Origin of the sequence: Sphingomonas sp. Leaf22, assembly GCF_001421715.1 — a bacterium.
In the GTDB taxonomy this organism is placed as follows: Bacteria; Pseudomonadota; Alphaproteobacteria; order Sphingomonadales; family Sphingomonadaceae; genus Sphingomonas.
Map to the genome: position 1 here is coordinate 208,191 of NZ_LMKP01000012.1, position 23,943 is coordinate 232,133.

Below are 23,943 nucleotides of genomic sequence, written 5' to 3' on the forward strand. Positions count from 1 at the left end.
GCGGGTACGATTCGATTTTCCCGGAGCTTGTTCGACCCATGACCTACGTCGTCACCGACGCCTGCATCCGCTGCAAATACATGGACTGCGTCGAAGTGTGCCCGGTCGACTGCTTCTATGAAGGCGAGAACATGCTCGTCATCAACCCTAGCGAATGCATCGATTGCGGCGTATGCGAACCGGAATGTCCGGCAGAGGCGATCTTGCCCGACACCGAAAGCGGGTTGGAGCAGTGGCTGGAGCTGAACAATACCTATTCGGCCCAGTGGCCTAACGTTACGCGCAACGCCAACCAGACCCCGCCCGATGCCGACAAGTGGAAGGGCGTCGAGAACAAGATGGAGCACTTCTCCGCCGAACCTGGCGCCGGCGACTGACCGGCGCGCTCCGGCCGAACCGGGGCTGTCCCAAATCGTTTCACGTGGAACCGCGGCCGCTCGGACAGGGCGGCCGGATGGTCGGGCTTTGCACTGGTAATTTTCTTACCAAGATGTTATAGACTGCGGCGACGGAAGCTATTTACCTAGCTCCCCGCCCGGAGATCACCTTTAGCACCGTTCCCTGACCACCCCGCCAGCCGCCGTTCGAACAGCGATTGGCGGAGGACGATGGTATCGGAACGACGACCACGGAAAGGTTACCAATGGCTGCCAAGGCATTGTCCTTCGATGTCGGCGACTATGTCGTTTACCCGAAACACGGCGTCGGCCGTGTGATTGAACTCCAGCGTAGTGAAATCGCTGGCATGCAACTCGAACTCTATGTGCTGCGCTTCGAGAAGGAGCGGATGACCCTGCGCGTTCCGACCAACAAGGCGGAAAGCGTCGGTATGCGCAAGCTGTCGTCGGACAAGACGATGCGCGAAGCGATGGAAACGCTGAAGGGCAAGCCCAAGGTCAAGCGGACCATGTGGTCGCGCCGCGCGCAGGAATATGAAGCAAAGATCAATTCGGGCGACCTCGTGTCGATCGCCGAAGTGGTCCGTGACCTGTTCCGCGCCGACGATCAGCCCGAGCAGAGCTATTCCGAGCGTCAGATCTTCGAAGCGGCGGCCAGCCGCCTTGCCCGCGAATTGGCGGCGATGGAACAGGTCGACGAGCCGAAGGCGCTGGAGCGGATCATCGAGATCCTGCGCGAGGCCGCCGCGATCTATAACAAGGAAAAGACCGCCGCCTGACCGGGCAGGCAGTCGGATCGAACGAGGGGGCGGCCGGAAACGGTCGCCCCTTCTTCGTTCGAGGTGCTGGCGTTCCGAACCGCCTTGCTGTATCGTATCAGCAATACAGGGGGAACGCAGATGCGGTGGATGTTGGCAATGACGCTGGGACTGGCAGGATGCGGCGCGAGTAACACCGAACAGACCGTTGCCGCTCCGCGCGACGACGCTGCCCTACGTGACTTTACCGGCGTTGCGCTGGCGAGCGACGATCGGGTCGAGATCGTCCAGGGACCGGCCTTCGCCGTGTGGGTGGAGGGCGGCAAGGCCGCGCAGGACGGCCTCGACATCCAACGCGACGGCGACATGCTGAAGATCGGCCGCAAGCAGGGCAATTTCTGGGGAAGGGGCCACGACGGCGCGCGCATCCGCGTCACCATGCCGACGATCGCCGCCGCAGTGCTGGCCGGATCGGGCGATATCAGTATCGACCGAACCGGCGAAGACTTTGCCGCGACGCTGAGTGGATCGGGCGACATGACGATCGGCCAGTTGCGTGGCGATCGCGCGGCGCTGACCGTCGCCGGCACCGGCACGATCGCGGCGGCAGGCGCGGTGCGGCACCTGACGCTATCGGTGGCAGGAACCGGCGATATCGATGCCCGACAGGTCAAGGCGAGCGAGGCGAGCGTATCGATTGCCGGTACCGGCGATGTCAGCGCCGACATCCATGGCCCGGTCGAGGTGTCGCTGGTCGGGGCCGGATCGGCGACGCTGGGCCGCGACGCGCGCTGCGTGGTGAACCGGGTCGGCACCGGAACCGTCGACTGCGGCTAGAGCCAAACTCTGCCGCATTTGGTTACCCTCACCCTTCGCCGCCTTCGGCGTCTTTCCCTCTCTCAGCGGGATAGGGAGGAAGCGGCGCAGCCGCGGAAGGGTGAGGGCGATCACGTTCGATCGAAAGCGACCCTAATATCCCGGAACCGAAGTCCGCTTCATCATCGTCACCCCGGCTTGACCCGGGGTCCCGCTTTTTGCTGGCTCCAAACGAAGAACAGCGGGATCCCCGGTCAAGCGCGGATGACGATCACGATAGGTACGAACTTCGGTCAGGCGGCTAGATCACGCCGCTTCGCGCGCCAGCGTCGGGTAATCGGTATAGCCCTCGGCTCCACGCGAATACCACGTTGCCATATTGTCAGGATTGAGCTCGGCACCGGCCTGCAACCGCTGAGGCAGATCGGGATTGGCGAGGAACGGCCGACCGAAGGCGATGGCGTCGGCGATGCCGGCGTCGAGTTCGGCCTGCGCATTGTCGCCGCGATAATCTTGGTTCAGCACCAGCGGACCGGTGAAGACCTTGCGGATCTCGGGCGAGACGCGGGGCTGGGTCGCGCTGCCGAAGGTGCCGTCGGGGCCGGGTTCACGCAGTTCGAGGAACGCGATGCCCTTGTCCGACAGCAGTTTTGCGGCCGGCACGAACACCGATGCCGGATCGCTGTCGATCACCCCCTGCGTATCGCCATTGGGCGAGAAGCGCACCGACGTCCGCCCGGCACCGACCTCCGCGATAAGCCGGTCGACGACCTCGCCGAGCAGCCGGATGCGGTTTTCGGGCGACCCGCCATAGGCGTCGTCACGGGTGTTGGCCCCGTCGCGCAGGAACTGGTCGATCAGATAGCCATTGGCGGCGTGCAACTGCACCCCGTCGAACCCGGCGGCCTTCGCATTGCGGGCGGCACGCGAATAATCGTCGAGCACGCGGGCGATATCGTCCAGCGTTGCGGCGCGTGCCGCACCATAGGGCTTCTTGCCGTCATAGGTGTGCGCCTGTCCCGGCGCGGTGGTATCCGACGCCGACAGCGGCGCGGCCCCGTCCAGAAAATCGGGATGCACCACCCGACCCATATGCCAGAGCTGGGTGACAATCCGGCCACCGGCGGCATGGACGGCGGCGGTGACCGGCTTCCACGCTTCGACCTGTTCGTCGGTCCACAGCCCCGGCGCGAACGGCCAGCCCAGCCCTTCGCGGCTGATCCCGGTGCCTTCGGAAATCAGCAGGCCGGCCGAGGCACGCTGCGCATAATAATCGGCCATGATCGCGGTTGGGACGTGTTCGCGCGTCGCGCGACCGCGGGTCAGCGGTGCCATCAGCACCCGGTTGGGCGCTTCGATATCGCCCAGCGTGATCGGATCGAACAGGGTCAGCATGCAATAAACTCCGGGATATTGTAATTCAGGCGACGATGCGGAGATAGGGCGGTAGGGGGCGGCATGCAGCCGGTACCGCCTGAAACAAAAATTATGCCGCCCCATAGAACACCCCGTCGGGCAGTGGCCGCGGTCATCGTCGCGAACGTCGCGCTGGCGTTCGGACCATGGTTCGTGCGGCTGGCCGATACCGGACCGGTCGCGGCCGCATTCTGGCGGATCGCGCTGGCGTTGCCGGTGCTGCTGGTCGCCGCGCTATGGACCGATCGCCGTGCGTTCGGGCGGGCGGGGTCGATGCTGGCACCGCTGCTGATCGCGGGTATCGCCTTTGCCGTCGATCTGGGCGCATGGCATATCGGTATCCTGCGCACGACGCTCGCCAATGCGACGCTGTTCGGTAATTGCGCGGTGCTGATCTTCCCGATCTACGGCTTTTTCGCGATCCGCCGCTGGCCGACACGGGGGCAGGGGGCCGCGCTGCTGCTGGCGGCGGTCGGCGGCGTGTTGCTGCTCGGGCGCTCGGCCGAATTGTCGTCGCGCCATCTGGCCGGCGATCTGTTCTGCGTGCTCGCCGGCATCCTGTATGCGGGGTATTTCATCGCGATGCGGCGGGTGCGCCAGACGATGGCACCCGTGCCCGCGCTCGCGCTGTCGAGCATCGCCAGCGTCCTGCCGCTGCTGTTGCTGGCGATGGCATTGGGGGAAACGATCCTGCCGACGCAGTGGGGACCACTGTTGGCACTGGCATTGGTCAGCCAGATCGCGGGGCAGGGGCTGATGATCTATGCGCTGGGCCATCTCAGCCCGCTGGTCGTCGGCCTTGCGCTGCTGGTCCAGCCGCTGGTCGGCGCGACGATCGGCTGGGCGGCCTATGGCGAGCGCCTGACCATGCTCGACGCGGTCGGCGCGGTGCTGGTCGCCGCCGCGCTGGCAGTGGTCAGCGCGCAGCGGCCGGCGGCGCGCGCTTAAACTCCCGCCCGGCCCAGATCGACCAGCGCCTCGCCGAAGCGGGCGATGTCGCCCGGCGCGAAGCCGGCGATGTTGATCCGGCCCGATCCCGCCATGTATATGCCGTGCGTCGCGCGCAGCCATTCGATCTGGGTCGGCGACAGCGGCAGCGTGGCGAACATGCCCTTGCCGCGCGCCAGCGGGGCCAGATCGACCGAACCTGCTTGCCCGATCGCCGCCAGTTCGCTGCGCAGCCCCTGCAACCTTGTGCGCAGCGCATCGAGTTCGCGTCGCCAGTCGGCGGCGAGATGTTCGTCCTCCAGCACGATCCGCACCGCCGCCGCGCCATGATCGGGCGGCATCGACCAGTTGGCGCGGGCCAGCGCCAGCAGGTTGGACAGGACGATGTCGCGTGCCTCCGCGTCGGGTGCGGTCGCCCAAAGCGCGCCGGTGCGTTCGCGGTACAGCCCGAAATTCTTGTCGCAGGAATAGGCGACCAGCGCGAACGGTACCGCGTCCAGCACCGCCCGGGTCCCTGCCGCGTCGGTGGTCATGTCGTCGCCCAGCCCCTGATAGGCGAGGTCGATGAACGGCACGATCCGGCTGTCGGCGATGGCGGCGGCGATCACCTGCCAATCGGCGGCGGTCGGATCGATGCCGGTCGGATTGTGACAGCAACCGTGCAGCAGGATCGCGTCGCCCGCCTCCGCCTGACCGATCGCGGCGCGGATCGCGGGCAGGTCGATGGTCTGCGCATCCATGTCGAACATGGCATGGGGCACGACGACGATGCCGGCGGCGGCGAAGACCGGCGCGTGGTTGGCCCAGCTCGGCTGCCCGATCAGGATGCGGCGCACCCCCGCCTTGGCCAGCAGTTCCGCGCCCAGCCGAAGCGCACCGGTCCCGCCCGGCGTCTGCAACCCGCAGCGGCGATCGGCGGCGGGGGCCGTGCCGAACACCAGCGGTTCGAGCAGCGCGACGAAGCCCTTGTCGCCCTCCGGTCCCAGATACGCCTTGCTGTCCTGCGTCGCGATCAGGCGCATCTCGGCCTGCTTCACTGCGTGCATCACCGGGGTATGGCCGTGATCGTCGCGAAACACGCCGACACCCAGATCGATCTTGTGCGCGCGCGGATCGGCGCGGAACGCACCGATCAGGCGCAGCAAGGAGTCGGCGGGCTGGGCGACCAGCGAACGAAACGGCATGAACATCCCCGAAATGGCGGTAACGTCCGCGCCTATAGGCCGATCGATGCGGCGAAGGCAGGAAAAACGCGTACCGCTTTCGGACGATACCCTATTCGTCGCGATGCCCGGCGAGGAAGCGTTCGAGATCGTCGCTGCCGCCGATGCGCTCGCCATCAATGAAGACTTGGGGGGTGGTGTCGACGCCCTGTTCAGCCTTGTAGGCGTCGACTTCTTCGCGCGACCGCAGGATATGGTCGTCGACGGTATAGCCGGCGGATTGCAGCAGCTGCTTGGCATGGACGCCGAACGGACAGGTGTGGTCGGGCAGGACCATGCGATAGAGGGTGGCGTTCCGCGTGTCGGCCATGATGCATTCCTTTTGCTGCAGTCGGTCCCCGCCACAGCGCCCGGACGATGCGCCGGTTCCGCCGTTGCCGTTTGCGCCGCCACATCCTAGCTAAGGCGGATGATGGAGGATGCGATGGCCCCGCTGGCACCTGCCGACCTGACGCTCGACGAACTGCGCGCGGCGCTTGCGCCGCTGGTCGCGGCCAATGCCGCGTTCGACGGCTGGAACGACAAGGCGGTGGCGGCGGCGGCACAGACCTTCGGTGCCGATGGCGATGTCGCGCGGCTGGCCTTCGCAGGTGGCGCGGTTGACATGATCGATGCGTGGTTCGGCGAGATCGACCGGCGGATGATCGAGGCGCTGCCCGCCGATCGCCTGTCCGCGATGAAGATCCGCGAGCGCATCACCGCGTTGGTCGAGGCGCGGCTGGCGGCGGTTGCGGGTGAGCGCGAAGCGTTGCGCCGCGCGCTGGCGATCCTCGCCATGCCGCAGAATGTCGCGCGGGCGGCCAGACTCGGCTGGCGGACGGTCGACCTGATGTGGCGGCTGGCCGGTGATACCGCGACCGATTACAATCATTATACCAAGCGGACGATGCTCGGCGCGGTCTATGCCGCGACCATCACCGTGTTCCTCGACGACGAAAGCGGTGGCCATGCCGATACCCGCGCGTTCCTCGCGCGGCGGATCGACGGCATCATGCGCTTCGAAAAGTTCAAGGGGCGGATGCTGGCGTCGCGCGATCCCGAACGGCGGTTGAGCCTGTCGCGCTTCATCGGGCGATTGCGCTATCCCGCGGTCTGAACCCCTAAAGAATCCGCTTTCATTGGCGCGGGCTTATTGCTAATTAGTCGCAATGCTCGCTCCCAATCTGAACCTCGCCCAGTTGCCGCGGACCCAGCAGGCCACGGTCGCGTCGATCGAATGGGAACGGATGTCGCCGACCGAGGCACGGCGTCTGCGCGAATTCGGGCTGGACGAAGGCGTCGATATCGAACTGCTCCACCGCGCGATGCTGGCCGGTGGGCCGCTGGCCTGTCGGATCGGTCGGATGACCGTGGCGCTGCGCGCGCATGTCGCGGGCGCGATCCGTGTCGCGCCGCTGGCGGGCTGATCGACCGGACCCGACGTGAACCCCGCACCTCTGGTAGCACTTGTCGGCAATCCCAATGCCGGCAAGACCGCGCTGTTCAACGCGCTCACCGGTGCCCGGCAAAAGGTCGGCAATTACCCCGGCGTGACCGTCGAACGGCATTCGGGTCGCCTCGCGCTCGACGACGGGCGTCCGATCGAACTGGTCGACCTGCCCGGCACCTACAGCCTCGATCCGTCCAGCCCCGACGAAGCGGTCACCCGCGACGTGGTCCTCGGGCGGCAGGCGGGCGAGCGGGTGCCCGATGCGATGATCGTCGTCGCCGACGCGACCAATCTCGACAATCACCTGCGCTTCGTCCTGCAACTGAAATCGCTCGGGCGGCCGATGGTGCTGGCGCTCAACATGATCGACATGGCGACGCGGGACGGGCTGAAGATCGATCTGGCCGTCCTGTCCGCCGAACTCGACCTGCCGGTGGTGGCGACGGTCGCGGTGCGCAAACGCGGTCTCGACGAATTGCGCGCGGCGCTGGCCGATGCGCTGTCGCGCGCCCCCCGTTCGGCGGCGATCGACCGGGTCGAGGCCGATATCCGCCATTTCCAGCGTGAGGCGCGCCGGATCGCGCGCACCGCCGTGGTCGAACAACCCCGGTCGCGCGCCGTCACCCGCAGCGTCGATCGCATCGCGCTGCACCCGGTCGCCGGCCCTATCCTGCTGTTCGCCATCCTGTTCATCATGTTCCAGGCGGTGTTCAGCTGGTCCGAAGCGCCGATCGGCTGGATCGAGGGGGGGCAGGGCTGGCTGGCCGATACCGCCATGGCGAACCTGCCCGCCGGTTTCCTGCGCAGCCTGCTGGTCGAAGGGGTCATCAACGGCGTCGGATCGGTCGTGGTGTTCCTGCCGCAGATCCTGATCCTGTTCGTGTTCATCCTGCTGCTCGAAGCGTCGGGCTACATGGTCCGCGCCGCGTTCCTGATGGACCGGTTGATGAGCGGCGTCGGCTTGTCGGGGCGGGCCTTCATCCCGCTGCTGTCGTCGTTTGCCTGTGCGATTCCCGGCATCATGGCGACGCGATCGATCGACGATCCCAAGGAACGGCTGACCACGATCCTGATCGCGCCGCTGATGACCTGCTCTGCGCGCCTGCCGGTCTATGCGGTCGTCATCGGCGCGTTCATTCCGGCTCGGGCAGTGCTGCCGGGCGTGGGGTTGCAGGGGCTGGTGCTGCTGGTGCTGTACCTGACCGGCATCTTCGGCGCGGTGATCGCCGCGTTCGTACTGCGCCGGACCGCGACCAAGGGCGTGGGTGGCGGATTTCTGATGGAAATGCCGCGCTATCAGCTGCCATCGATCCGCGACATCGCGATCGGCCTGTGGCAGCGCGCCTATGTCTTCCTGCGTCGCGCCGGCACGATCATTTTGCAGGTAACCGTCGCGCTGTGGCTGCTGACCTCCTATCCGGTCGCGCCGGCGGGCGTGAAGCAGTCGGAATATTCGATCGCGGGCCGGATCGCATCGGGGCTGGAGGTCGTGTTGCGGCCGATCGGCTTCAATCACGAAATGTCGCTGGCAGTGATCCCGGCGATGGCGGCGCGCGAGGTCGCGGTGTCGGCGTTGCAGACCGTCTATGCGATCGACGCGGCGGATGAGGAACAGGGCGCGCAGGAGCTGGGTGGGCGCCTCGCCGGGCGATGGAGTCTCGCCACCGCCCTCGCCTTCCTCGCTTGGTTCGTGTTCGCGCCGCAATGCCTGTCTACGATCGCGGTGGCGCGGCGCGAGACCAATGGCTGGAAATGGCCGCTGGTGATGATCGTCTATCTGTTCGCGCTGGCCTATATCGCGGCGGGTGCGACCTATTGGACGGCGGTTGCCTTCGGGCTGGGATAGGCGTTTCGTCCTACTTCGATCCCTACTCCTCCAGCTTCGCCCCATCGAGCAACGCCTTGCGCCGCGCGGCATCGGCGTCGTCGCGTGCCTTGTCGGCGGCGGTCCGGCCGAATTTCGCGCGATTGGCATCGGCTTCCTGCGCCCGGTCCGCCTTGGCGCGGGCCTTGCGGAAACGGTTGAGGTTGATGACGTCGCCCATGGCTGCTCCTCCTGCGACGAAATCTGCCGTGGCACCACGCGATTGACCAGTCCGAAACGCATTTGCGGCCATGGCCCGACCGGCGTAGCGGGCATGGCGACGGAACAGGGGCAGTATGCGGTATCGGACGGGAACGGGCAGGACATGGGCGCTGGCGCTCGCGCTATCGGCGACCGCCTGTGGCGGCGGCAGCGGCGAGGCGGAGGGCGGCACCGTCGTCGCCCCCACCCCGACGCCCACACCCGCAGCTTCGCCGACCCCGACGCCAACGCCTGCCCCGACCACGGCCGCCGGCTGGTGGCGACCGACCGCGTCAACGACGTGGCAGTGGCAGTTGAGCGGGACGATCGACACCCGCTACGCGGTCGACGCCTATGACATCGACCTGTTCGACGCACCGCCCGCGACCATCGCCTCGCTCCACGCTGCCGGGCGGCGGGTCATCTGTTATTTCTCCGCCGGGTCGTCCGAAAACTGGCGCAGCGACGACGGGGAATTTACCGCCGCCGATCGCGGTGCGACGCTCGACGGCTGGGCGGGGGAGCGGTGGCTGTCGGTCACCTCGACGAATGTCCGCCGGGTGATGGCGCTCCGCCTCGATCTGGCGAAGGCGAAGGGCTGCGACGCGGTCGAGCTGGACAATGTCGACGGTTACGCCAATCGCAACGGCCTGGGCATCACCGCCGACCAGCAGCTCGACTATAACCGGTTTCTCGGCACGCAAGCGCATGCGCGCGGGCTGGCGGTCGGGTTGAAGAACGATCTCGATCAGGTGGCGGTGCTCGCCCCCGCCTTCGACTTTGCGGTCAACGAACAATGCCATGAATATGCCGAATGCGACCGGCTGACCCCGTTCCTGACCGCCGGCAAGCCGGTGTTCGTGGCGGAGTATAAATCGGCCTATCGCACCAACAGCGGCGGTGCGCGCGATGCGTTGTGCGTCGCGTCGCGGGTGCACGGGCTGCGCACGCTGGTGCTGCCGGTCGAGCTCGACAACCGCTTCCGCTTCAGCTGCGACGACTGACCTATCCACTGGCATTGAGGACCGCAGTCGCATAACAGCGACGATCAGGGTTCGAACGAGGAATTTTGCCATGGCTGGCAGCGTGAACAAGGTAATTCTGGTGGGCAATCTGGGCCGCGACCCGGAGTCGCGCTCGTTCCAGAATGGCGGCAAGGTGGTGAACCTGCGCATCGCCACGTCGGAATCGTGGAAGGACCGCAATTCGGGCGAGAAGAAGGAAAAGACCGAATGGCATTCGGTCGCGATCTTCAACGAAGGGCTCGCCAACGTCGCCGAACGGTTCCTGCGCAAGGGGTCGAAAGTCTATATCGAAGGCCAGCTGCAAACCCGGAAGTGGCAGGACCAGAACGGCCAGGACAAATACAGCACCGAAATCGTGTTGCAGGGCTTCAATAGCGTGCTGACGATGCTCGACGGTCCCGGTGGCGCGCAGGGCGGCGGCGGCGGTGGCCGCAGTGGCGGTGGCGATTTCGGCGGTGGCGACGATTTCGGCGGCGGCTCGGGTGGCGGTGGCCAGGGTGGCGGATCGCGGGGCGGTGGCAGCGGCGGCTTCAATTCGGGCGGCAACAAGGGCGGTAATTTCGGCGGCGGCTTCGGCGACGATCTCGACGACGACGTGCCGTTCTGATCGCCGCCGCCGCCGGCGATCACCGGCGAAGGACGAAGGTCGTGATCGATCGGGGCTGCGCGACCATCGTGCGCCCCGCGACCGGCGCGGCATTGTGCGTCGCGTCGGTCACTACCGTTTCGGCAAGGTGATAGCCGGTACCGGCCAGCGACAGGTCGCGGCGGACCGGCCCCGCATTCACATGCACCACGACCAGCGTTGCGCGATCGGGTGACAGCGCGGCGATGCTGTCGATATCGTCGATCGGGATCAGCCGGTATCCGGGTCGGACATAGCGGCTGAAATTGGCCATCGTCCAATATTTGCGGGTGATGTGGATCGACTGCGGACCCGGGGCGGGCGCGGTCAGGTCCATCTTGATAAGACCCCAATTCGATCCGGGCTTGCCGTTGCGCCCGCTCAGCGTCTCGACCGCCTGCCAGAATACCCACGCGGCGGGTTCCAGCCGCCGGAAATCGCCGACCAGATGCTCGGCAAAGGCCAGCGGCGTCGTCATGCTCTCGAAATTCTCGAGGTCTTTGTCGGCGCTCATGTCGTGCTCGCTCATCCACAGGCGGATATTGGCGGCACGTGCGATGTCGCGGACGGCGGTCTGGTGGACATTGCCATAGCTGTGGACGTTCAACTGCCCGACCCGCGCCCGCGTTGCTGCGTTCCAGCCGGCCCAATCGGCGACGAACAGCGTCGAATTGGTTTCGTCGGGCGCGGCGATCACCGTCTTCAGCCCGCGTGCCTTCAGCGCGGCGTCGGCGGCATCGATCATCATGCCCTGTCGCGCCGGGCTCCAATGCGCGCCTTCCTGCGTATTGGCGGCGAACCAGTAATCGGTGTTCGGTTCGTTGACCGGCGACAGCGTGCGAAAGGCGATGCGGTGGCGGCGCTGCAACTCGTCGACCACCCGCGCCAGATAGGTCGCGAACTGCGGTTCGGCCCCGGGCCGCAGATTGTCGTCGGTGCCCTTGGTCGCGCCCGATACGCGCCCGCTGACGGTCATGAACCATGGCGGCGAGTTGGAGAAGGCTTCGAAGATCGGCTGGCGGACGCGCTCTCGGATCGCGTCCAGCCACCAGCGCTGAGCGGCATCGGCCGACCAGTCCCACATCGCCGGATCGTCGGCCCGCCACCAGTCGCTGCCGGTCGCGCCCGCCGGCTTGCGCCAGAATCCCGGCACCGCCGCGCCGGTCCGCAGATAGGGCGGCGTGTCGGCGGCATTGCCCCCGCCGATGTTGTAGCGCGCGATCGTCCAGCCGAGGCCGTCGCGGCCGTAGAACAGGTCGGCCAGCCGGTCGCGCGTTTCGGGCGGATAGCCGCCGGTCACGTTCGCGAACCATGCGAGCGCCGTGCCCCAGCCTTCGAAGGTCGTGCCCGGCCGGTCGGTCGCGACGCGCAGCGGGATCGCGACTCTGGCAGGGTCCGCAGGTGGTGGTGCCGCTTGTGCCATGGCAGGCATCACCGGGGCGGCCCATAGCAACGCCGCCGCCACCATGCCCGTCGCCCATCGCCGTTCCGCCATTCTCGTTCCTCCCTTGCCACGCGGTACGCCCCGGCGAACCGACCCGAACCGCACTTCGGCGATTGCATCGTCGCTCCAATCGTATATTGTCTGACAAAACTAATCTAGGGAGAGCCGTGTGAATTTTGGCAGGATGCTGGCCGGGGTCGGCCTGATGGCATTGGCGGTACCGGCGGTGGCGCAGGCGCCGAAGGTCGATCCGGTGCAGGTCGATCCCAAGCGGCCCGATTGGGAAAATCCGGCGGTCTATGCGCGGGGCAAGATGCCGGCGCGGGCGACCGGCTTCGCCTTCGAAACCCGCGAGGGTGCGCTCGCCGGCGACCGGACCCGATCGAGCCGCTTCCTGTCGCTCAACGGCGACTGGCGCTTCAACTTCAGCCCGTCGGTCGACGGCGCGCCCAAGGGGTTCGAGGCCCCGGGCTATGACGTATCGGCGTGGAAGACGATTCCCGTGCCGGCGATGTGGCAGGCGCAGGGGTACGGCCAGCCCAAATACAACAACATCACCTATCCGTTTCCGGCCAATCGTCCGCTCGTTCCCCACGACACCAACGAAACGGGTTCCTATCGCCGCGACTTCGATGTGCCCGCGACGTGGAGCGGCGACGACGTGATCCTGCATATCGGTGCGGCGGGATCGGCGTACCGGGTGTGGGTCAACGGGCAGGAAGCCGGCTATTCCGAGGACAGCAAGCTGCCGTCCGAATTCGACGTGACGCGCATGGTCCGGCCCGGTCGCAACACGGTGGCGGTACAGGTCATCCGCTGGTCCGACGGGTCGTATCTGGAGGATCAGGATTTCTGGCGGGTGTCGGGGATCGAGCGCGAAGTCTATGTCGCGGCGGTGCCCAAGACGCGGATCGCCGATATCTTCGTCCATGCCGGGCTGGACCCGGCGTTTCGCGACGGGCGGCTGGCGGTCGACGTCGCGGTGAAGGGCGCGGCCCCGGCCAAGGCGCGGATCGTCCTGCTCGACGGCACAAACGAGGTCCTGTCGCGCGAGGCGGCGGTCGGCGGGCGGGGTGATGCGCGCAGCGTCACGATCAGCGCCGACGTGCCCGGCGTGCGGCAGTGGAGTGCGGAGACGCCCAACCTCTACACGCTGCTGGTCGAACTGGTCGATGCGCAGGGCCGGGTGATCCAGTCGACGCCGCAGCGGATCGGGTTCCGCGACGTGCGGATGCTGAACGGCAAGGTCAGCGTCAACGGCCGCCCGATCGTGATCCGCGGCATCAACCGCCACGAACATGATCCGGTGACGTTTCACGTCATTTCCGACGAATCGATGCGTCGCGACATGGAGTTGATGAAGCGCAACAACTTCAACGCGATCCGTACCTCGCACTATCCCAACGACCCGCGCTGGTACGCGCTGGCCGACGAGATGGGCATGTACGTGATGGACGAGGCCAATATCGAGAGCCACGCGTATATGGATTACGCGAACAAGCATCCCGAACTGCGCCCCAAACTCCAGATCGGCTTCGATCCGGCATGGGAGGGCGCGCATGTCAGCCGGGTGATGAACATGGTCGAGCGTGACAAGAATCACCCCTCGGTGATCTTCTGGTCGCTCGGCAACGAAGCCGGCATCGGGCCCAATTTCGAAAAGGCCGCCGCCGCGATCCGCAAGCGCGACGGCGCCCGGCTGGTCTCCTATCTCGGCTGGGGCACGCTCGACTGGGATCACCAGCCCAACCCCTATGTCGATATCTATGCACCGATGTACGACGACGTCGAGAAGATGGTCGACTGGGCGAAGGACCCGAGCCGCAAGCAGCCGATGATCCAGTGCGAATATGCCCATATGCAGGGCAATTCGGGCGGCAATTTCAAAGAATATTGGGACACCATTTACCGCTATCCCGACAAGTTGCAGGGTGGCTTCATCTGGGATTGGGTCGACCAGTCGATGTACCGCGCGAACAAGGACGGCAAACGCTATTGGGGCGATGGCGGCGAGTACGGCCCCAATCCGGGCGGCGATATCGAGTTCGGCGACGGGCTGAACCAGCCCGATCGCACCCCCAATCCGCAACTCTATGAGGTGCAGAAGGTCCTGTCGCCGATCCAGTTCGAAGGGTTCGATCCCGCAACCGGCCGGCTGACCGTCCGCAACCGCCACGATTTCCGCGACCTGTCGGGCTTCGCGTTCGACTGGGTGGTCGAGGAGGACGGGGTGGCCGTCGCGACCGGGGCGTTGCCGCCGCTCACCACCGTCGCGCACGGGACCGAGGCGGTGACGGTGCCGCTGACGTCGGTGCCGCGCAAACCCGGCGCGGAATATTTCGTGACGGTGCGCGCGCGGGCGAAGCAGGGTGCGGTGCCGATGGTCCCCGCCAACTATGTCGTTGGCTGGGAACAGTTCGCGCTCGGCAAGACGGTCGCGCCGGTAGCGGTGCGCAAGGGCACGGTGACGATCGCCGACAGTGCCGATGCGGTCCGCCTGTCGGCGAACGGTGCGTCGCTGTCGATCGATCGCAAGACCGGGTTGCTGGAGGGGTATCGCAGCGGCGGGACGACGCTGGTGCAGGGCGGCGCGCCCAATTTCCATCGCGCGCCGACCGACAACGACCTCGCCAACGGCAACCTTGCCGATACTTCCGCATGGGAACCGGTCGCCGACAATCGGCAGGTGCGGTCGGTGACGGCGCAGCGTGGGCCGGACGGAACGGCCAATGTCCGCGTCGATTATGAAATGGGCGCGGGCGCGGCGTCGTTCGTCACGACATACACCATGGCCGGCGACGGTTCGGTGGCGGTGGTCGGCGACTTCGTGCCGCTGAAGAGCGATCTGACCGCGCCGATCCGGATCGGCATGGCCTATACGCTGCCGATGTCGATGAAGACGGTCGAATGGTATGGCCGCGGCCCGCACGAAAGCTATGTCGACCGCAAGACCAGTGCCGCGCTCGGCTTGTGGCGCGGTGCCATTGCCGACCAGAATCACGACTATATGCGGCCGCAGGATACCGGCAACAAGGTCGATGTCCGCTGGATGGAATTGAGCGGCACCGGACGCGGCGTCCGCGTCGTCGGCGATACGCCGCTGATGATGCAGGCGCTGGCCTTCCCCTACACCGACCTCGATCGCCGCACGCCGGGTACGTGGAAGTCGAGCGATATCGTGCCGCACGATCATGTCACGCTGAACATCGATGCCGCGCAATGGGGCGTGGGTGGCGACACGACGTGGAGCCATGTCGGCCAGCCGCACATGGAATATCGCACGAAGCTGGTGCCGACGCGCATCGCCTTCCGCCTCGAACCGTTCGGCGGCGAAGGGACGACGCCGGACAAGGCGCGCCCGGCCCGCGCGACCGAGGCGCAGTGATGCGGGGCGGGAGCGTCGCGGCGGTGCTAGTGGCGGGGCTGCTGGTCGCCGCCGCCGCGCCCGCGCCGCGCTGGGACAGTCCCGGCGCGGCCAATCCGCTGCTGCCGGGCTATTTCGCCGATCCGTCGATCGTCCGTGACGGCGCTCGCTGGTATATCTTTGCCACGATCGATCCATGGGGCGACGACCGGCTGGGGCTATGGACGTCGGACAATGGCCGCGACTGGCGCTTCTCGCTGCCCAACTGGCCGACCAAGGCGGCGGCGACCAGCCCCAGCTCGGGCGATTCGAAGGTCTGGGCACCATCGGTGGTGAAGGCCGCCAATGGCCGCTGGTACATGTATGTCTCGGTCGGCAGCGAGGTGTGGGTCGGCAGCGCCGCTTCCCCCGCCGGGCCATGGGCCGATGCCAATGGCGGCAAGCCGCTGATCGCCAAGGCGTTCGCCCCCGACTATCACATGATCGATGCCGAAGCGTTCATCGACGATGACGGGCAGGCCTATCTTTATTGGGGATCGGGCTGGAACTGGACCAACGGCCATTGCTTCGTCGTGAAGCTGAAACCCGATATGGTGACGTTCGACGGGACGCCCCGCGACGTCACCCCGGCCCATTATTTCGAAGGGCCGTTCATGGTCCGGCAGGGCAAGCACTATCTGCTGACCTATAGCGACGGCAAGACGACGACCGACACCTACAAGGTCCGCTATGCGATCGGCGACACGCCGTTCGGACCGTTTCGTGAGGGACCGGACAGTCCGATCCTGTCGACCGATGCCGCGCGATCGGTCATCAGCCCCGGCCATCACGCGGTGTTCCGCTCGGGCGGCCAGCCCTATATCCTGTATCACCGGCAGGGCCTGCCCTTTCCGCCGCCGGGCGACGCGGTGCTGCGACAGGTCGCGGTCGATCTGCTGACGATCCGGCCCGATGGCAGTATCGCCAAGGTGGTGCCGAGCCATGGCGGCGCGGTGAACGGCTTCACGGCGCATCGCGACCCCGGCTTGCGCTGGCGGGCGAGCGGACAGGGCAGCGACGCGCTGCACGGACCGGCGCGGGCGGCGGACGATAATTATGCGACGTGGTGGACCCCGGCGGCAGGGGCAGCGCCGTTGCTGACCGCCGATCTGGGCGCGATCCGTCCGGTGCGCGACAGCGCCGTGCGAATGCGCTTCCCCACCCATTATTACGCCCTGTCGGTCGAAGGATCGCGCGACGGTCGTGTCTGGCAAAAGCTGGCAACGGCCGATGCCGCGACCGGATCGCCGATCGACCTGCACCACCCAGCCCGCGTCCGCTATCTGCGGTTGCGGGTTCCCGCCGATGCCGGTGTCTGGGAATGGACGCTGCGGTAGGGGGCGACCCGTCGGCCTCAACGCGCGGACGTTATCCTTCGGAAGCTCGGACCGATCGACATTCAGCGGCACCCACGGAATTTCGTCATTCCCGCGCAGGCGGGAATCCATGGACGCCAACGGTTTGGCTGGATTCGCGACGCTGGCGCATATGGACTCCCGCCTGCGCGGGAGTGACGAAGGGGGATCGAACGCTATTCCTGACCCCAGCGAATCGAATGTCGATCCCGCCTAGGATGACGCAATCGAAGTGTGTTTCATCATCGTCACGCCGGGCTTGAGCGAGACCTTTGCGACAGTACCGGTTCCCGTCCCCTGCCGTACCCCCGCGCAGGCGGGGGGCCAGGGTTCCAGGCGCAAGCCGTTGTTCTGCTCGGCTCTGGACCCCCGCCTGCGCGGGGGTACGGTGCGTTTCTGGCCCAGCTTGCAACGTTCGCAGAGATCTTCACTTGATCCGGGGTCCCGCTTCTTGGCCGCCATCATCGAAGAACAGCGGGATCCCGGGTCAAGCCCGGGACGGCGATATCGACGGTGCCTTCGACCGGACCGTTGACGCAAATCTACCCAATAAAAGGTAGTTCTGCACGATATGGCGGATCGGGTGGCGGGGGTAGGATCGGCCATGCCCAACGAGTTCACACCCGCTCCGATCGCCGTTTCCGACTCCGAGGACCGCGACTATCTGCTCAAGCGGGCCGATCAGCATCGCCGGCAGGGCGAACGATGCGACCCGGTCAGCCGGTCGCTCCATGCGAGGTTCCAGCGTCTCTATGAGGATCGCGCTGCGGCGCTGCCGCCGGAAAGCGACTGATCCCCTTGCCAGCGTTGCATTTTCCGACCTAGGATCGCACCCATAAAAAGGTCGCGCATCGACAAGCGGCCCGTGGGTGAGATAGTGACGATGCGGCGGCAGCGACGGGGACGGTGGTGACCACAGGCGACACCCATCGCCCGCCGTTCGTCGATGCGCATTTCCACCTGTGGGACCATGGCGTGCTGCGCTATCCGTGGTTGGCCGATCCGGCGCAGGCGGCGATCGCCCCCGATTACCGGATTGACGATTACCGGCGCGAAACGGCGGCATGGCATCCTGTCGGGGCGGTGCATGTCGATGCCGGGGCGCACCCCGATCAGGGGCGGGCGGAGACGGACTGGCTGACCGGCGTCGCCGCAGCCAATCGCCTGCCCGGCGCGATCGTCGCCCGCGTCGCGCTTGACCGGGCGGATGTCGAGGACGAACTGGCGTGGCAGGCGGCGCAACCGGGCGTGCGCGGTATCCGCCACCTGATCAGCTGGCATCCGCGCGACGCATCACGATGTGCCTATGACCGCGATCTGACGCGCGATTCGGCATGGGCACGCGGGTTCGCGCTGCTCGCCGACTATGGCCTCAGCTTCGATTTTCATGGCTTTCCTCCGCAACTGGCGGGACTGGCCGACCTGGCGCGTGCCCACCCCGATGTGCCCGTGGTGCTGAACCATCTCGCGCTGCCGATCCTGTCCGACGGGCTGGACGAATGGCGCAGCGGGCTGATCGCGTTGGCCGAACTGCCCCATGCGGCGATCAAGCTGTCGGGGGCGGGGTTCATCGACCCGGCGCTCGACCCGACGGTGCTGGCACCGATCGTGGACGAGGTGATCGACCGGTTCGGTGCCCACCGGGTGATGATCGCCACCAATTTCCCGACCGACCGGCTGGCAGCGGGGCTCGATGCGACGCTGTCGACCTATGCCACGCTGCTGTCGGGCCTGTCCGACGACGAACAGCGGGCGGTGTGGGGGCGGAGCGCCGATCGCTTCTATCGGCTGGGCTTGGATCTGTAGGAGGGTTGGTATGGACGCGACACGGCGCGAGATGATCGGGGGCGGGCTGGCTGCGGCGGCAATGGCACCGGCGGTGGCATCGGCGATGCCGACCCAGCCGACGCCGATGGGGGCGGGGCGCGCGTTGAAGGTGTCGCCGCCGGCACGCTTCACCCCCGACTGGGCGTCGCTGACCGCCGGCTACAGCGCGCCCGACTGGTTCCGCGATGCGAAGTTCGGCATCTGGGCGCACTGGACCGCGCAATGTGTGCCGGAGGCGGGCGACTGGTATGCGCGCGACATGTATCTGCCGGGCAGCCGCGCTTACGACCATCACCTCAAGCATTATGGTCATCCCGCCGATCGCGGCTTCATCGAAATCCAGAATCTGTGGACGGCCGATCGCTGGGACCCGGCGCGGTTGCTCGACCTGTATCAGAAGGCTGGCGCGCGCTATTTCATGGCGCTGGCCAATCATCACGACAATCTCGATGCCTATGCGTCGCGGCATCACGCGTGGAACACGACGCGGGTCGGGCCGAAGCGCGATATCGTTGGTACCTGGGCGAAACTGGCGCGCGAACGCGGGCTCCGGTTCGGGGTGTCGAACCATTCGGCGCATGCGTGGCACTGGAACCAGGCGGCCTATGGGTACGATCCCGACGGGCCGCGCGCGGGACAGCGGTATGACGCGTACACGCTGACCGCGGCACAGGGGCGCGGCAGATGGTGGGACGGGCTCGACCCGCAGCAACTCTATACCGGGCGGCACATGCCGATGCCCGACGGCATCCGCACGCGGGGTGAAGCCGATCTGTGGCACGACGCGACCGACCGGTTATGGACCGAAGGGGTGCCCGCGAACAGCGACTTCGCCCGCAATTGGGAATTGCGGTGCCGCGACCTGATTGAACAACATCGTCCCGACATGATCTATTTCGACAATTTCGACCTTCCGCTCGAACAGCACGGGCTCGACGTGACGGCATGGTATTACAACCAGTCGATGGCGTGGCATGGCGGGCGGCTGGAGGCGGTGGTCACCAGCAAGACGACGCCGCCGCAGCGGCGGATGGGGATCGTCGACGACGTCGAACGCGGCGGCAAGAGCTATATCGAACGCTTTCCGTGGCAGACCGATACCTGTCTCGGCAACTGGCATTACGATGCCGATCTGGCGGCGCGCGACGGTTACAAGTCCGCCGCCACCGTCATCCATACCCTGTGCGACGTCGTGTCGAAAAACGGCAATCTGATGCTGTCGGTGCCGATGCGCGGCGACGGGACGATCGACGCGAAGGAAGAACGGATCGTCGGAGAGATTGGCGGCTGGATGCAGCGCTTCGGTGCCGCCATCTATGCGACCCGGCCGTGGAAGCGGTTCGGCGAAGGGCCGACCCGCGCCGGACAGGGGCTGTTTTCGGAAGGTGGTCCCAACTCGCCCTATGGCGCGCGCGACGTGCGCTATGTGGTGCGCGGCGACGATCTGCACGCGCTGGTGCTCGGCTGGCCCGACGATAACGTCGTGCGGCTGACCCTACTGGGCAGCAACGATCCGACGCTGACCGGGGAGGTGCGCCGCGTGACGATGCCCGGCGATACCACGCCGCTGTCGTTCCGGCGCACCGGCAACGCGCTGGAGGTGACGCTGCCCGCAGCGGCGCGCCATTCGATCGGGCTGGCGCTGGTGCTGTCGGGGCGGGGGCTGACCGCGTGAAGGCGCTGGTCTGTGCCGAACCGTTCGACCTGCGCCTCCAAACCCGTGAACCGCCGCGACCGACGGCGGGGGAGGTGCTGCTGCGGATGCGGCGGGTCGGGCTGTGCGGCACCGACTATCATATCTATGCCGGCAAGCATCCGTTCCTCGAATATCCCCGGTTGATCGGTCATGAACTGGCCGGCGAGGTGGTCGAGGCACCCACCGGCAGCCGGTTCGCGGTCGGGCAGGTGGTGACGGTAAATCCCTATCTTTCGTGCAGCACCTGCCGCGCATGTCGGCGCAGCAAACCCAATTGCTGCGCAGCAATTCGCGTGCTGGGCGTGCATGTCGACGGCGGCCTGTGCGAATGGCTGACCGTGCCGGAGGCGGCGGTGGTCGACGCGACTGGCCTCAGCCTCGAACAGGCGGCGATGGTCGAATTCCTCGCGATCGGCGCGCATGCGGTCCGGCGGGCAGCGGTCGCTCCCGGCGATCGCGTGCTCGTCGTCGGGGCGGGGCCGATCGGCGTCGGCACCGCCCTGTTCGCGCGGATTGCGGGAGCGGAACGCATCGTCCTGGCCGATACGCGCGCGCAGCGGCTGGACTATGCCACCGCGCAATTCGGGTTCGGCGAGACCGTGGTCGCCGACGCGATGCTGACCGACACGCTGGCGGCGATGACCGAAGGCGAAATGTTCGATCAGGTGTTCGACGCCACCGGCAATATCGCGGCGATGCGCGCGGGTCTGGCCTATGTCGCGCATGGCGGCGACTATACGCTGGTCGGGGTGTGCAAGGACGATCTGGTCTTCGCCGATCCCGAATTCCACAAGCGCGAGACGACCTTGCGCGCCAGCCGCAACGCACTGTCGGTCGATTTCGACCACGTCATCGCCAGCATCCGCAGCGGTCGGATCGCCACCGATCGTATCGCCACGCATCATCTGTCGATCGACGAAGCGCCGGTCCGGATGCCGCAGTTGATCGAGGAGGCGGATAGTGTGCTGAAGGCGATCGTCAGCCTGTAGCGCCCGCCTCCGCCGCCGGGATGACCCCGTCCGCCACCAGCCGGTGCAAGGCGTCGATATGGCCGGTGTTGCGCGGGGCGTCGGCGGCGGAGGTCATGACGATCGTCAGCCGCAGGTCGGGGACAACATAGACCATCTGCCCGCCATAGCCCCATGCGAAGCGTACCGGATGGCCGCGCATCGTGGTCAGGAACCAGCCATAGCCATAGTCCTGCCCGCTCCATGGCGATGTCGCGCGCGGCGTCCAGCTGGTCTGAACCCAACCGGCCGGCAGGATGCGTTTGCCGTCGACCATGCCGTCCAGCCGATAGAGTTCGCCGAACCGGGCGAGCGCGCGCGGCGACAGCCGCATCTCGTTGCCGCCGAAATAGATGCCCTGGGGGTCGGCGGGCCAGACGGGAATCGTAATACCCAACGGTTCGCCCAGCCAGTCGCGGGCATTGGCCAGCGTGCTGCGACCGCTCGCCCGGGTCAGCGCCGCCGACAGCAGGTGCGTCGATCCGGTTGAATAGAGCATGTCCGTGCCCGGATCGGCGACGAACGGCCGCGACAATGCGAAGCGGACCCAATTGGGGCTGGAAACCCAGCGACCATAATATTCACCCGAGGTCCGCTCCAGCCCGGCCTGCATCGACAGCAGGTTGCCGATCGTCACGCGGGCGAGGCGCGGGTCGGGGTTGGCCGGCGCATCGGCGCGCAGGATCGGCAGCACCGGCTGATCGACGCCGGTGAATACGCCACGCGCGACGGCGATGCCGACCAGCGCCGACATCACCGATTTCGAGGCCGATTTGATGTTGACCGGTCGGTCGAGCGCCGGACCGCCGTTGAAGACGCGTTCGGCGAGCGTCTGGCCGTCGCGCAGCACCAGCAGCGATCGTAATCGCGGCAGGCGTTGCGCATCGGCCATGGCCGCCTGCATCGTGTCGGCGTTCAGCCCGCGGGTCGCGGCGCTTGCTTCGGGTTGCGGCTGGGGTGTGGCACCGCCGTCACAGGCAGCGGTCAGGAACAACAGACAGGGGAGCAGCGCACGCATCGCTTCCATGTCGGCGGTCGTGGCTGCCATACAAGAAGGGCGGCGAGGTATCTCGCCGCCCGTCAGAGGTGGAAGGAGATCGGCGTAGGCGGATCAATCCTCCTGGATCAGGCTGTTCTTCGACGAGTCCCGCATCCGCAGATACACGACCAGCGAGATGCCGATCATCGCGGTGACGTACCAGTAGAAGCCGCGCTCCCACCCGGCATCCTTGAAACTCAGCGCGACATATTCCGCCGTGCCGCCAAAGATCGTGTTGGCGAGTGCATAGGGCAGCGCCACGCCGAGTGCGCGGATATGCGCCGGGAACAGCTCGGCCTTCACGACCGCGTTGATCGAGGTGTAGCCGGTGACGATGATGAGCGCCGCCATCACCAGCAGGCCGGCGGTCATGGCGTCGCGGGTCTGTTCCAGCGCGCTGAAGATCGGGTAGGTGAACAGCACCCCGGCGATGCCGAAGGCGATCATCAACGGCTTGCGCCCGATCTTGTCCGACAGGCCGCCGGCGATCGGCTGCAACAGCATGAACACGAACAGGGTGATCGCGTTGATCTGGGTCGCGGTTTCCTTGGTGAAGCCCGACGTGTTGACCAGGAACTTCTGCATGTAGATCGAATAGGCGTAGAAGGCGAGCGTACCGCCGGCGGTCAGCAGCATGACCAGAGCGGTTTCCTTCGGGTGATTTCGCAGCAGCATGAGGAAGCCCGACTTGGGCGCATCGGTCTTCTTCGTATTCTTGAAGCTTTCGGTCTCGGCAAGGCCGCGCCGCAGATAGAAGACGACGACGGCAAGCACCGCACCGACGAAGAACGGAATGCGCCAGCCCCATGCTTCCAGTTCGGCCTTCGGCAGCACCGATTGCAGCAACAGCAGGAGCAGGATCGCCAGCAACTGGCCCGAGATCAGCGTGACGTACTGGAAGGACGAGAAGAAACCGCGCCGGTCCTTGCCCGCCATTTCCGACAGATAGGTCGCGCTGGCACCATATTCGCCGCCGACCGACAAGCCCTGCATCAACCGTGCGAGGACCAGCAGGGACGGTGCGAGCAGGCCGATCGCTTCATAGTCGGGCGTACAGGCGATGATGAGCGATCCGGCGCACATCAGCGTCACCGACAGCGTCAGACCCGCCTTGCGCCCGTGCCGATCGGCGTAGATGCCCATGATCCACGCACCGATCGGCCGCATGACGAAACCGATCGCAAAGACGGCGGCGGCGCTCAGCAGCTGTGCGGTCTGGCTGGTCGACGGAAAGAAGTGCGGCGCGAAATACAGGGTGAACGCCGAATAGACATACCAGTCGAACCATTCGACCAGATTGCCGGTCGATCCGCCGATGATCGATTTCAGCCGCGAATTGGTCGACGGACCGGTCGCGACCGACGGGTGCGGTATGGAGGTCAAGGCATCTCTCCCAAGATTGCAGGTTAGGTACGGAATCATGTTCCGCCCGATGGGGAGAGAATGCAGGATCGCATGCTGCCCGCAAA

Annotated in this window: 22 protein-coding genes; 15 read left to right on the top strand and 7 right to left on the bottom strand. The window is 66.5% G+C overall.

Annotation, left to right across the window (positions count from 1 at the left end):
- Positions 1 to 38 precede the first annotated feature (38 nt).
- From fdxA to ASE70_RS07665, 3 genes are all read left to right on the top strand, one after another.
- Positions 39 to 377 (top strand): ferredoxin FdxA, encoded by a 339-nt coding sequence (fdxA, locus tag ASE70_RS07655; RefSeq protein WP_055998827.1) that lies wholly within the window; start codon positions 39 to 41, stop codon positions 375 to 377.
- Positions 378 to 643: 266 nt separating this feature from the next.
- Complete coding sequence (locus ASE70_RS07660; protein WP_055998829.1) at positions 644 to 1,177, top strand: CarD family transcriptional regulator; 534 nt, start codon at positions 644 to 646, stop codon at positions 1,175 to 1,177.
- Positions 1,178 to 1,297: 120 nt separating this feature from the next.
- Positions 1,298 to 1,993, top strand: a complete 696-nt coding sequence (locus ASE70_RS07665; protein WP_056503117.1) for a head GIN domain-containing protein — start codon at positions 1,298 to 1,300, stop codon at positions 1,991 to 1,993.
- Between the two features lie 285 nt (positions 1,994 to 2,278).
- Here the strand turns inward: ASE70_RS07665 and ASE70_RS07670 are convergent, their stop codons facing one another.
- Positions 2,279 to 3,367, bottom strand: a complete 1,089-nt coding sequence (locus ASE70_RS07670; protein WP_056503120.1) for an alkene reductase — start codon at positions 3,365 to 3,367, stop codon at positions 2,279 to 2,281.
- Between the two features lie 123 nt (positions 3,368 to 3,490).
- Between ASE70_RS07670 and ASE70_RS07675 the strand changes: the two genes are divergently transcribed.
- Positions 3,491 to 4,336 carry a DMT family transporter gene (locus ASE70_RS07675; RefSeq protein WP_327196824.1) on the top strand — a complete coding sequence of 282 codons (846 nt, stop codon included), beginning with the start codon at positions 3,491 to 3,493 and terminating at the stop codon, positions 4,334 to 4,336.
- On the opposite strand, the gene ASE70_RS07680 is transcribed toward ASE70_RS07675, so the two are convergent.
- Together ASE70_RS07680 and ASE70_RS07685 are read right to left on the bottom strand one after the other, a co-directional pair.
- Positions 4,333 to 5,520 (bottom strand): aromatic amino acid transaminase, encoded by a 1,188-nt coding sequence (locus ASE70_RS07680; RefSeq protein WP_056503555.1) that lies wholly within the window; start codon positions 5,518 to 5,520, stop codon positions 4,333 to 4,335. The genes ASE70_RS07675 and ASE70_RS07680 overlap by 4 nt on opposite strands.
- A 91-nt stretch (positions 5,521 to 5,611) precedes the next feature.
- Complete coding sequence (locus ASE70_RS07685; protein ID WP_056395802.1) at positions 5,612 to 5,869, bottom strand: glutaredoxin domain-containing protein; 258 nt, start codon at positions 5,867 to 5,869, stop codon at positions 5,612 to 5,614.
- Between the two features lie 114 nt (positions 5,870 to 5,983).
- On the opposite strand from ASE70_RS07685, the gene ASE70_RS07690 reads away from it, so the two are divergent.
- Genes ASE70_RS07690 through feoB form a run of 3 tightly spaced genes read left to right on the top strand, consistent with a single transcriptional unit; the run spans position 5,984 to position 8,834 of the window.
- On the top strand, positions 5,984 to 6,655 hold the full coding sequence (locus ASE70_RS07690) for a COQ9 family protein (protein ID WP_235512142.1): 672 nt from the start codon (positions 5,984 to 5,986) through the stop codon (positions 6,653 to 6,655).
- 52 nt (positions 6,656 to 6,707) lie between these two features.
- Entirely contained in the window at positions 6,708 to 6,965 is a 258-nt protein-coding gene (locus tag ASE70_RS07695) for a FeoA family protein (RefSeq protein WP_055998842.1), read from the top strand.
- A gap of 15 nt (positions 6,966 to 6,980) precedes the next feature.
- Positions 6,981 to 8,834 carry a ferrous iron transporter B gene (gene feoB, locus ASE70_RS07700; RefSeq protein WP_056503125.1) on the top strand — a complete coding sequence of 618 codons (1,854 nt, stop codon included), beginning with the start codon at positions 6,981 to 6,983 and terminating at the stop codon, positions 8,832 to 8,834.
- A gap of 22 nt (positions 8,835 to 8,856) precedes the next feature.
- On the opposite strand, the gene ASE70_RS19110 is transcribed toward feoB, so the two are convergent.
- Positions 8,857 to 9,033 (bottom strand): DUF4169 family protein, encoded by a 177-nt coding sequence (locus ASE70_RS19110; protein ID WP_082438776.1) that lies wholly within the window; start codon positions 9,031 to 9,033, stop codon positions 8,857 to 8,859.
- A 115-nt stretch (positions 9,034 to 9,148) separates the two neighbouring features.
- Here ASE70_RS19110 and ASE70_RS07705 point away from each other — a divergent pair, with 115 nt between their 5' ends.
- Both ASE70_RS07705 and ssb read left to right on the top strand, forming a co-directional pair.
- On the top strand, positions 9,149 to 10,057 hold the full coding sequence (locus ASE70_RS07705) for an endo alpha-1,4 polygalactosaminidase (protein WP_056503128.1): 909 nt from the start codon (positions 9,149 to 9,151) through the stop codon (positions 10,055 to 10,057).
- Between the two features lie 70 nt (positions 10,058 to 10,127).
- Positions 10,128 to 10,685, top strand: a complete 558-nt coding sequence (gene ssb / locus ASE70_RS07710) for a single-stranded DNA-binding protein (RefSeq protein WP_056503131.1) — start codon at positions 10,128 to 10,130, stop codon at positions 10,683 to 10,685.
- A 19-nt stretch (positions 10,686 to 10,704) separates the two neighbouring features.
- Here ssb and ASE70_RS07715 read toward each other — a convergent pair whose 3' ends face one another.
- Entirely contained in the window at positions 10,705 to 12,198 is a 1,494-nt protein-coding gene (locus ASE70_RS07715; protein WP_235519669.1) for a glycoside hydrolase, read from the bottom strand.
- Between the two features lie 133 nt (positions 12,199 to 12,331).
- On the opposite strand from ASE70_RS07715, the gene ASE70_RS07720 reads away from it, so the two are divergent.
- The 6 genes from ASE70_RS07720 to ASE70_RS07745 all read left to right on the top strand — a co-directional run bounded on the left by ASE70_RS07720 (position 12,332) and on the right by ASE70_RS07745 (position 21,417).
- On the top strand, positions 12,332 to 15,532 hold the full coding sequence (locus ASE70_RS07720) for a glycoside hydrolase family 2 TIM barrel-domain containing protein (RefSeq protein ID WP_056503133.1): 3,201 nt from the start codon (positions 12,332 to 12,334) through the stop codon (positions 15,530 to 15,532).
- Positions 15,532 to 16,887, top strand: a complete 1,356-nt coding sequence (locus tag ASE70_RS07725; protein WP_056503136.1) for a family 43 glycosylhydrolase — start codon at positions 15,532 to 15,534, stop codon at positions 16,885 to 16,887. Before ASE70_RS07720 ends, ASE70_RS07725 begins: the two co-directional genes overlap by 1 nt.
- A 622-nt stretch (positions 16,888 to 17,509) precedes the next feature.
- Positions 17,510 to 17,698, top strand: a complete 189-nt coding sequence (locus tag ASE70_RS07730; protein WP_056503139.1) for a hypothetical protein — start codon at positions 17,510 to 17,512, stop codon at positions 17,696 to 17,698.
- 116 nt (positions 17,699 to 17,814) lie between these two features.
- Positions 17,815 to 18,711: an amidohydrolase family protein gene (locus ASE70_RS07735; protein WP_200925605.1), complete on the top strand. Its 897-nt coding sequence runs from the start codon at positions 17,815 to 17,817 to the stop codon at positions 18,709 to 18,711.
- Positions 18,712 to 18,721: 10 nt separating this feature from the next.
- The gene (locus tag ASE70_RS07740) at positions 18,722 to 20,407 is read left to right on the top strand and encodes an alpha-L-fucosidase (RefSeq protein WP_056503143.1); all 1,686 of its coding nucleotides are present in this window, start codon (positions 18,722 to 18,724) and stop codon (positions 20,405 to 20,407) included.
- Positions 20,404 to 21,417, top strand: a complete 1,014-nt coding sequence (locus ASE70_RS07745) for a zinc-binding alcohol dehydrogenase family protein (RefSeq protein ID WP_056503148.1) — start codon at positions 20,404 to 20,406, stop codon at positions 21,415 to 21,417. Before ASE70_RS07740 ends, ASE70_RS07745 begins: the two co-directional genes overlap by 4 nt.
- Here the strand turns inward: ASE70_RS07745 and ASE70_RS07750 are convergent.
- Positions 21,407 to 22,483, bottom strand: a complete 1,077-nt coding sequence (locus ASE70_RS07750) for a serine hydrolase domain-containing protein (protein ID WP_235519671.1) — start codon at positions 22,481 to 22,483, stop codon at positions 21,407 to 21,409. The genes ASE70_RS07745 and ASE70_RS07750 overlap by 11 nt on opposite strands.
- 63 nt (positions 22,484 to 22,546) lie before the next feature.
- Entirely contained in the window at positions 22,547 to 23,848 is a 1,302-nt protein-coding gene (locus ASE70_RS07755) for an MFS transporter (RefSeq protein WP_056503564.1), read from the bottom strand.
- Positions 23,849 to 23,943: the final 95 nt, after the last annotated feature.

Coding starts and splice junctions, on each gene's coding strand:
- fdxA (WP_055998827.1), top strand. CDS start 39: ATGACCTACGTCGTCACCGACGCCTGCATCCGCTGCAAATACATGGAC.
- ASE70_RS07660 (WP_055998829.1), top strand. CDS start 644: ATGGCTGCCAAGGCATTGTCCTTCGATGTCGGCGACTATGTCGTTTAC.
- ASE70_RS07665 (WP_056503117.1), top strand. CDS start 1,298: ATGCGGTGGATGTTGGCAATGACGCTGGGACTGGCAGGATGCGGCGCG.
- ASE70_RS07670 (WP_056503120.1), bottom strand. CDS start 3,367: ATGCTGACCCTGTTCGATCCGATCACGCTGGGCGATATCGAAGCGCCC.
- ASE70_RS07680 (WP_056503555.1), bottom strand. CDS start 5,520: ATGCCGTTTCGTTCGCTGGTCGCCCAGCCCGCCGACTCCTTGCTGCGC.
- ASE70_RS07685 (WP_056395802.1), bottom strand. CDS start 5,869: ATGGCCGACACGCGGAACGCCACCCTCTATCGCATGGTCCTGCCCGAC.
- ASE70_RS07690 (WP_235512142.1), top strand. CDS start 5,984: ATGGCCCCGCTGGCACCTGCCGACCTGACGCTCGACGAACTGCGCGCG.
- ASE70_RS07695 (WP_055998842.1), top strand. CDS start 6,708: ATGCTCGCTCCCAATCTGAACCTCGCCCAGTTGCCGCGGACCCAGCAG.
- ASE70_RS19110 (WP_082438776.1), bottom strand. CDS start 9,033: ATGGGCGACGTCATCAACCTCAACCGTTTCCGCAAGGCCCGCGCCAAG.
- ASE70_RS07705 (WP_056503128.1), top strand. CDS start 9,149: ATGCGGTATCGGACGGGAACGGGCAGGACATGGGCGCTGGCGCTCGCG.
- ssb (WP_056503131.1), top strand. CDS start 10,128: ATGGCTGGCAGCGTGAACAAGGTAATTCTGGTGGGCAATCTGGGCCGC.
- ASE70_RS07715 (WP_235519669.1), bottom strand. CDS start 12,198: ATGGCGGAACGGCGATGGGCGACGGGCATGGTGGCGGCGGCGTTGCTA.
- ASE70_RS07720 (WP_056503133.1), top strand. CDS start 12,332: ATGCTGGCCGGGGTCGGCCTGATGGCATTGGCGGTACCGGCGGTGGCG.
- ASE70_RS07725 (WP_056503136.1), top strand. CDS start 15,532: ATGCGGGGCGGGAGCGTCGCGGCGGTGCTAGTGGCGGGGCTGCTGGTC.
- ASE70_RS07730 (WP_056503139.1), top strand. CDS start 17,510: ATGCCCAACGAGTTCACACCCGCTCCGATCGCCGTTTCCGACTCCGAG.
- ASE70_RS07740 (WP_056503143.1), top strand. CDS start 18,722: ATGGACGCGACACGGCGCGAGATGATCGGGGGCGGGCTGGCTGCGGCG.
- ASE70_RS07750 (WP_235519671.1), bottom strand. CDS start 22,483: ATGGCAGCCACGACCGCCGACATGGAAGCGATGCGTGCGCTGCTCCCC.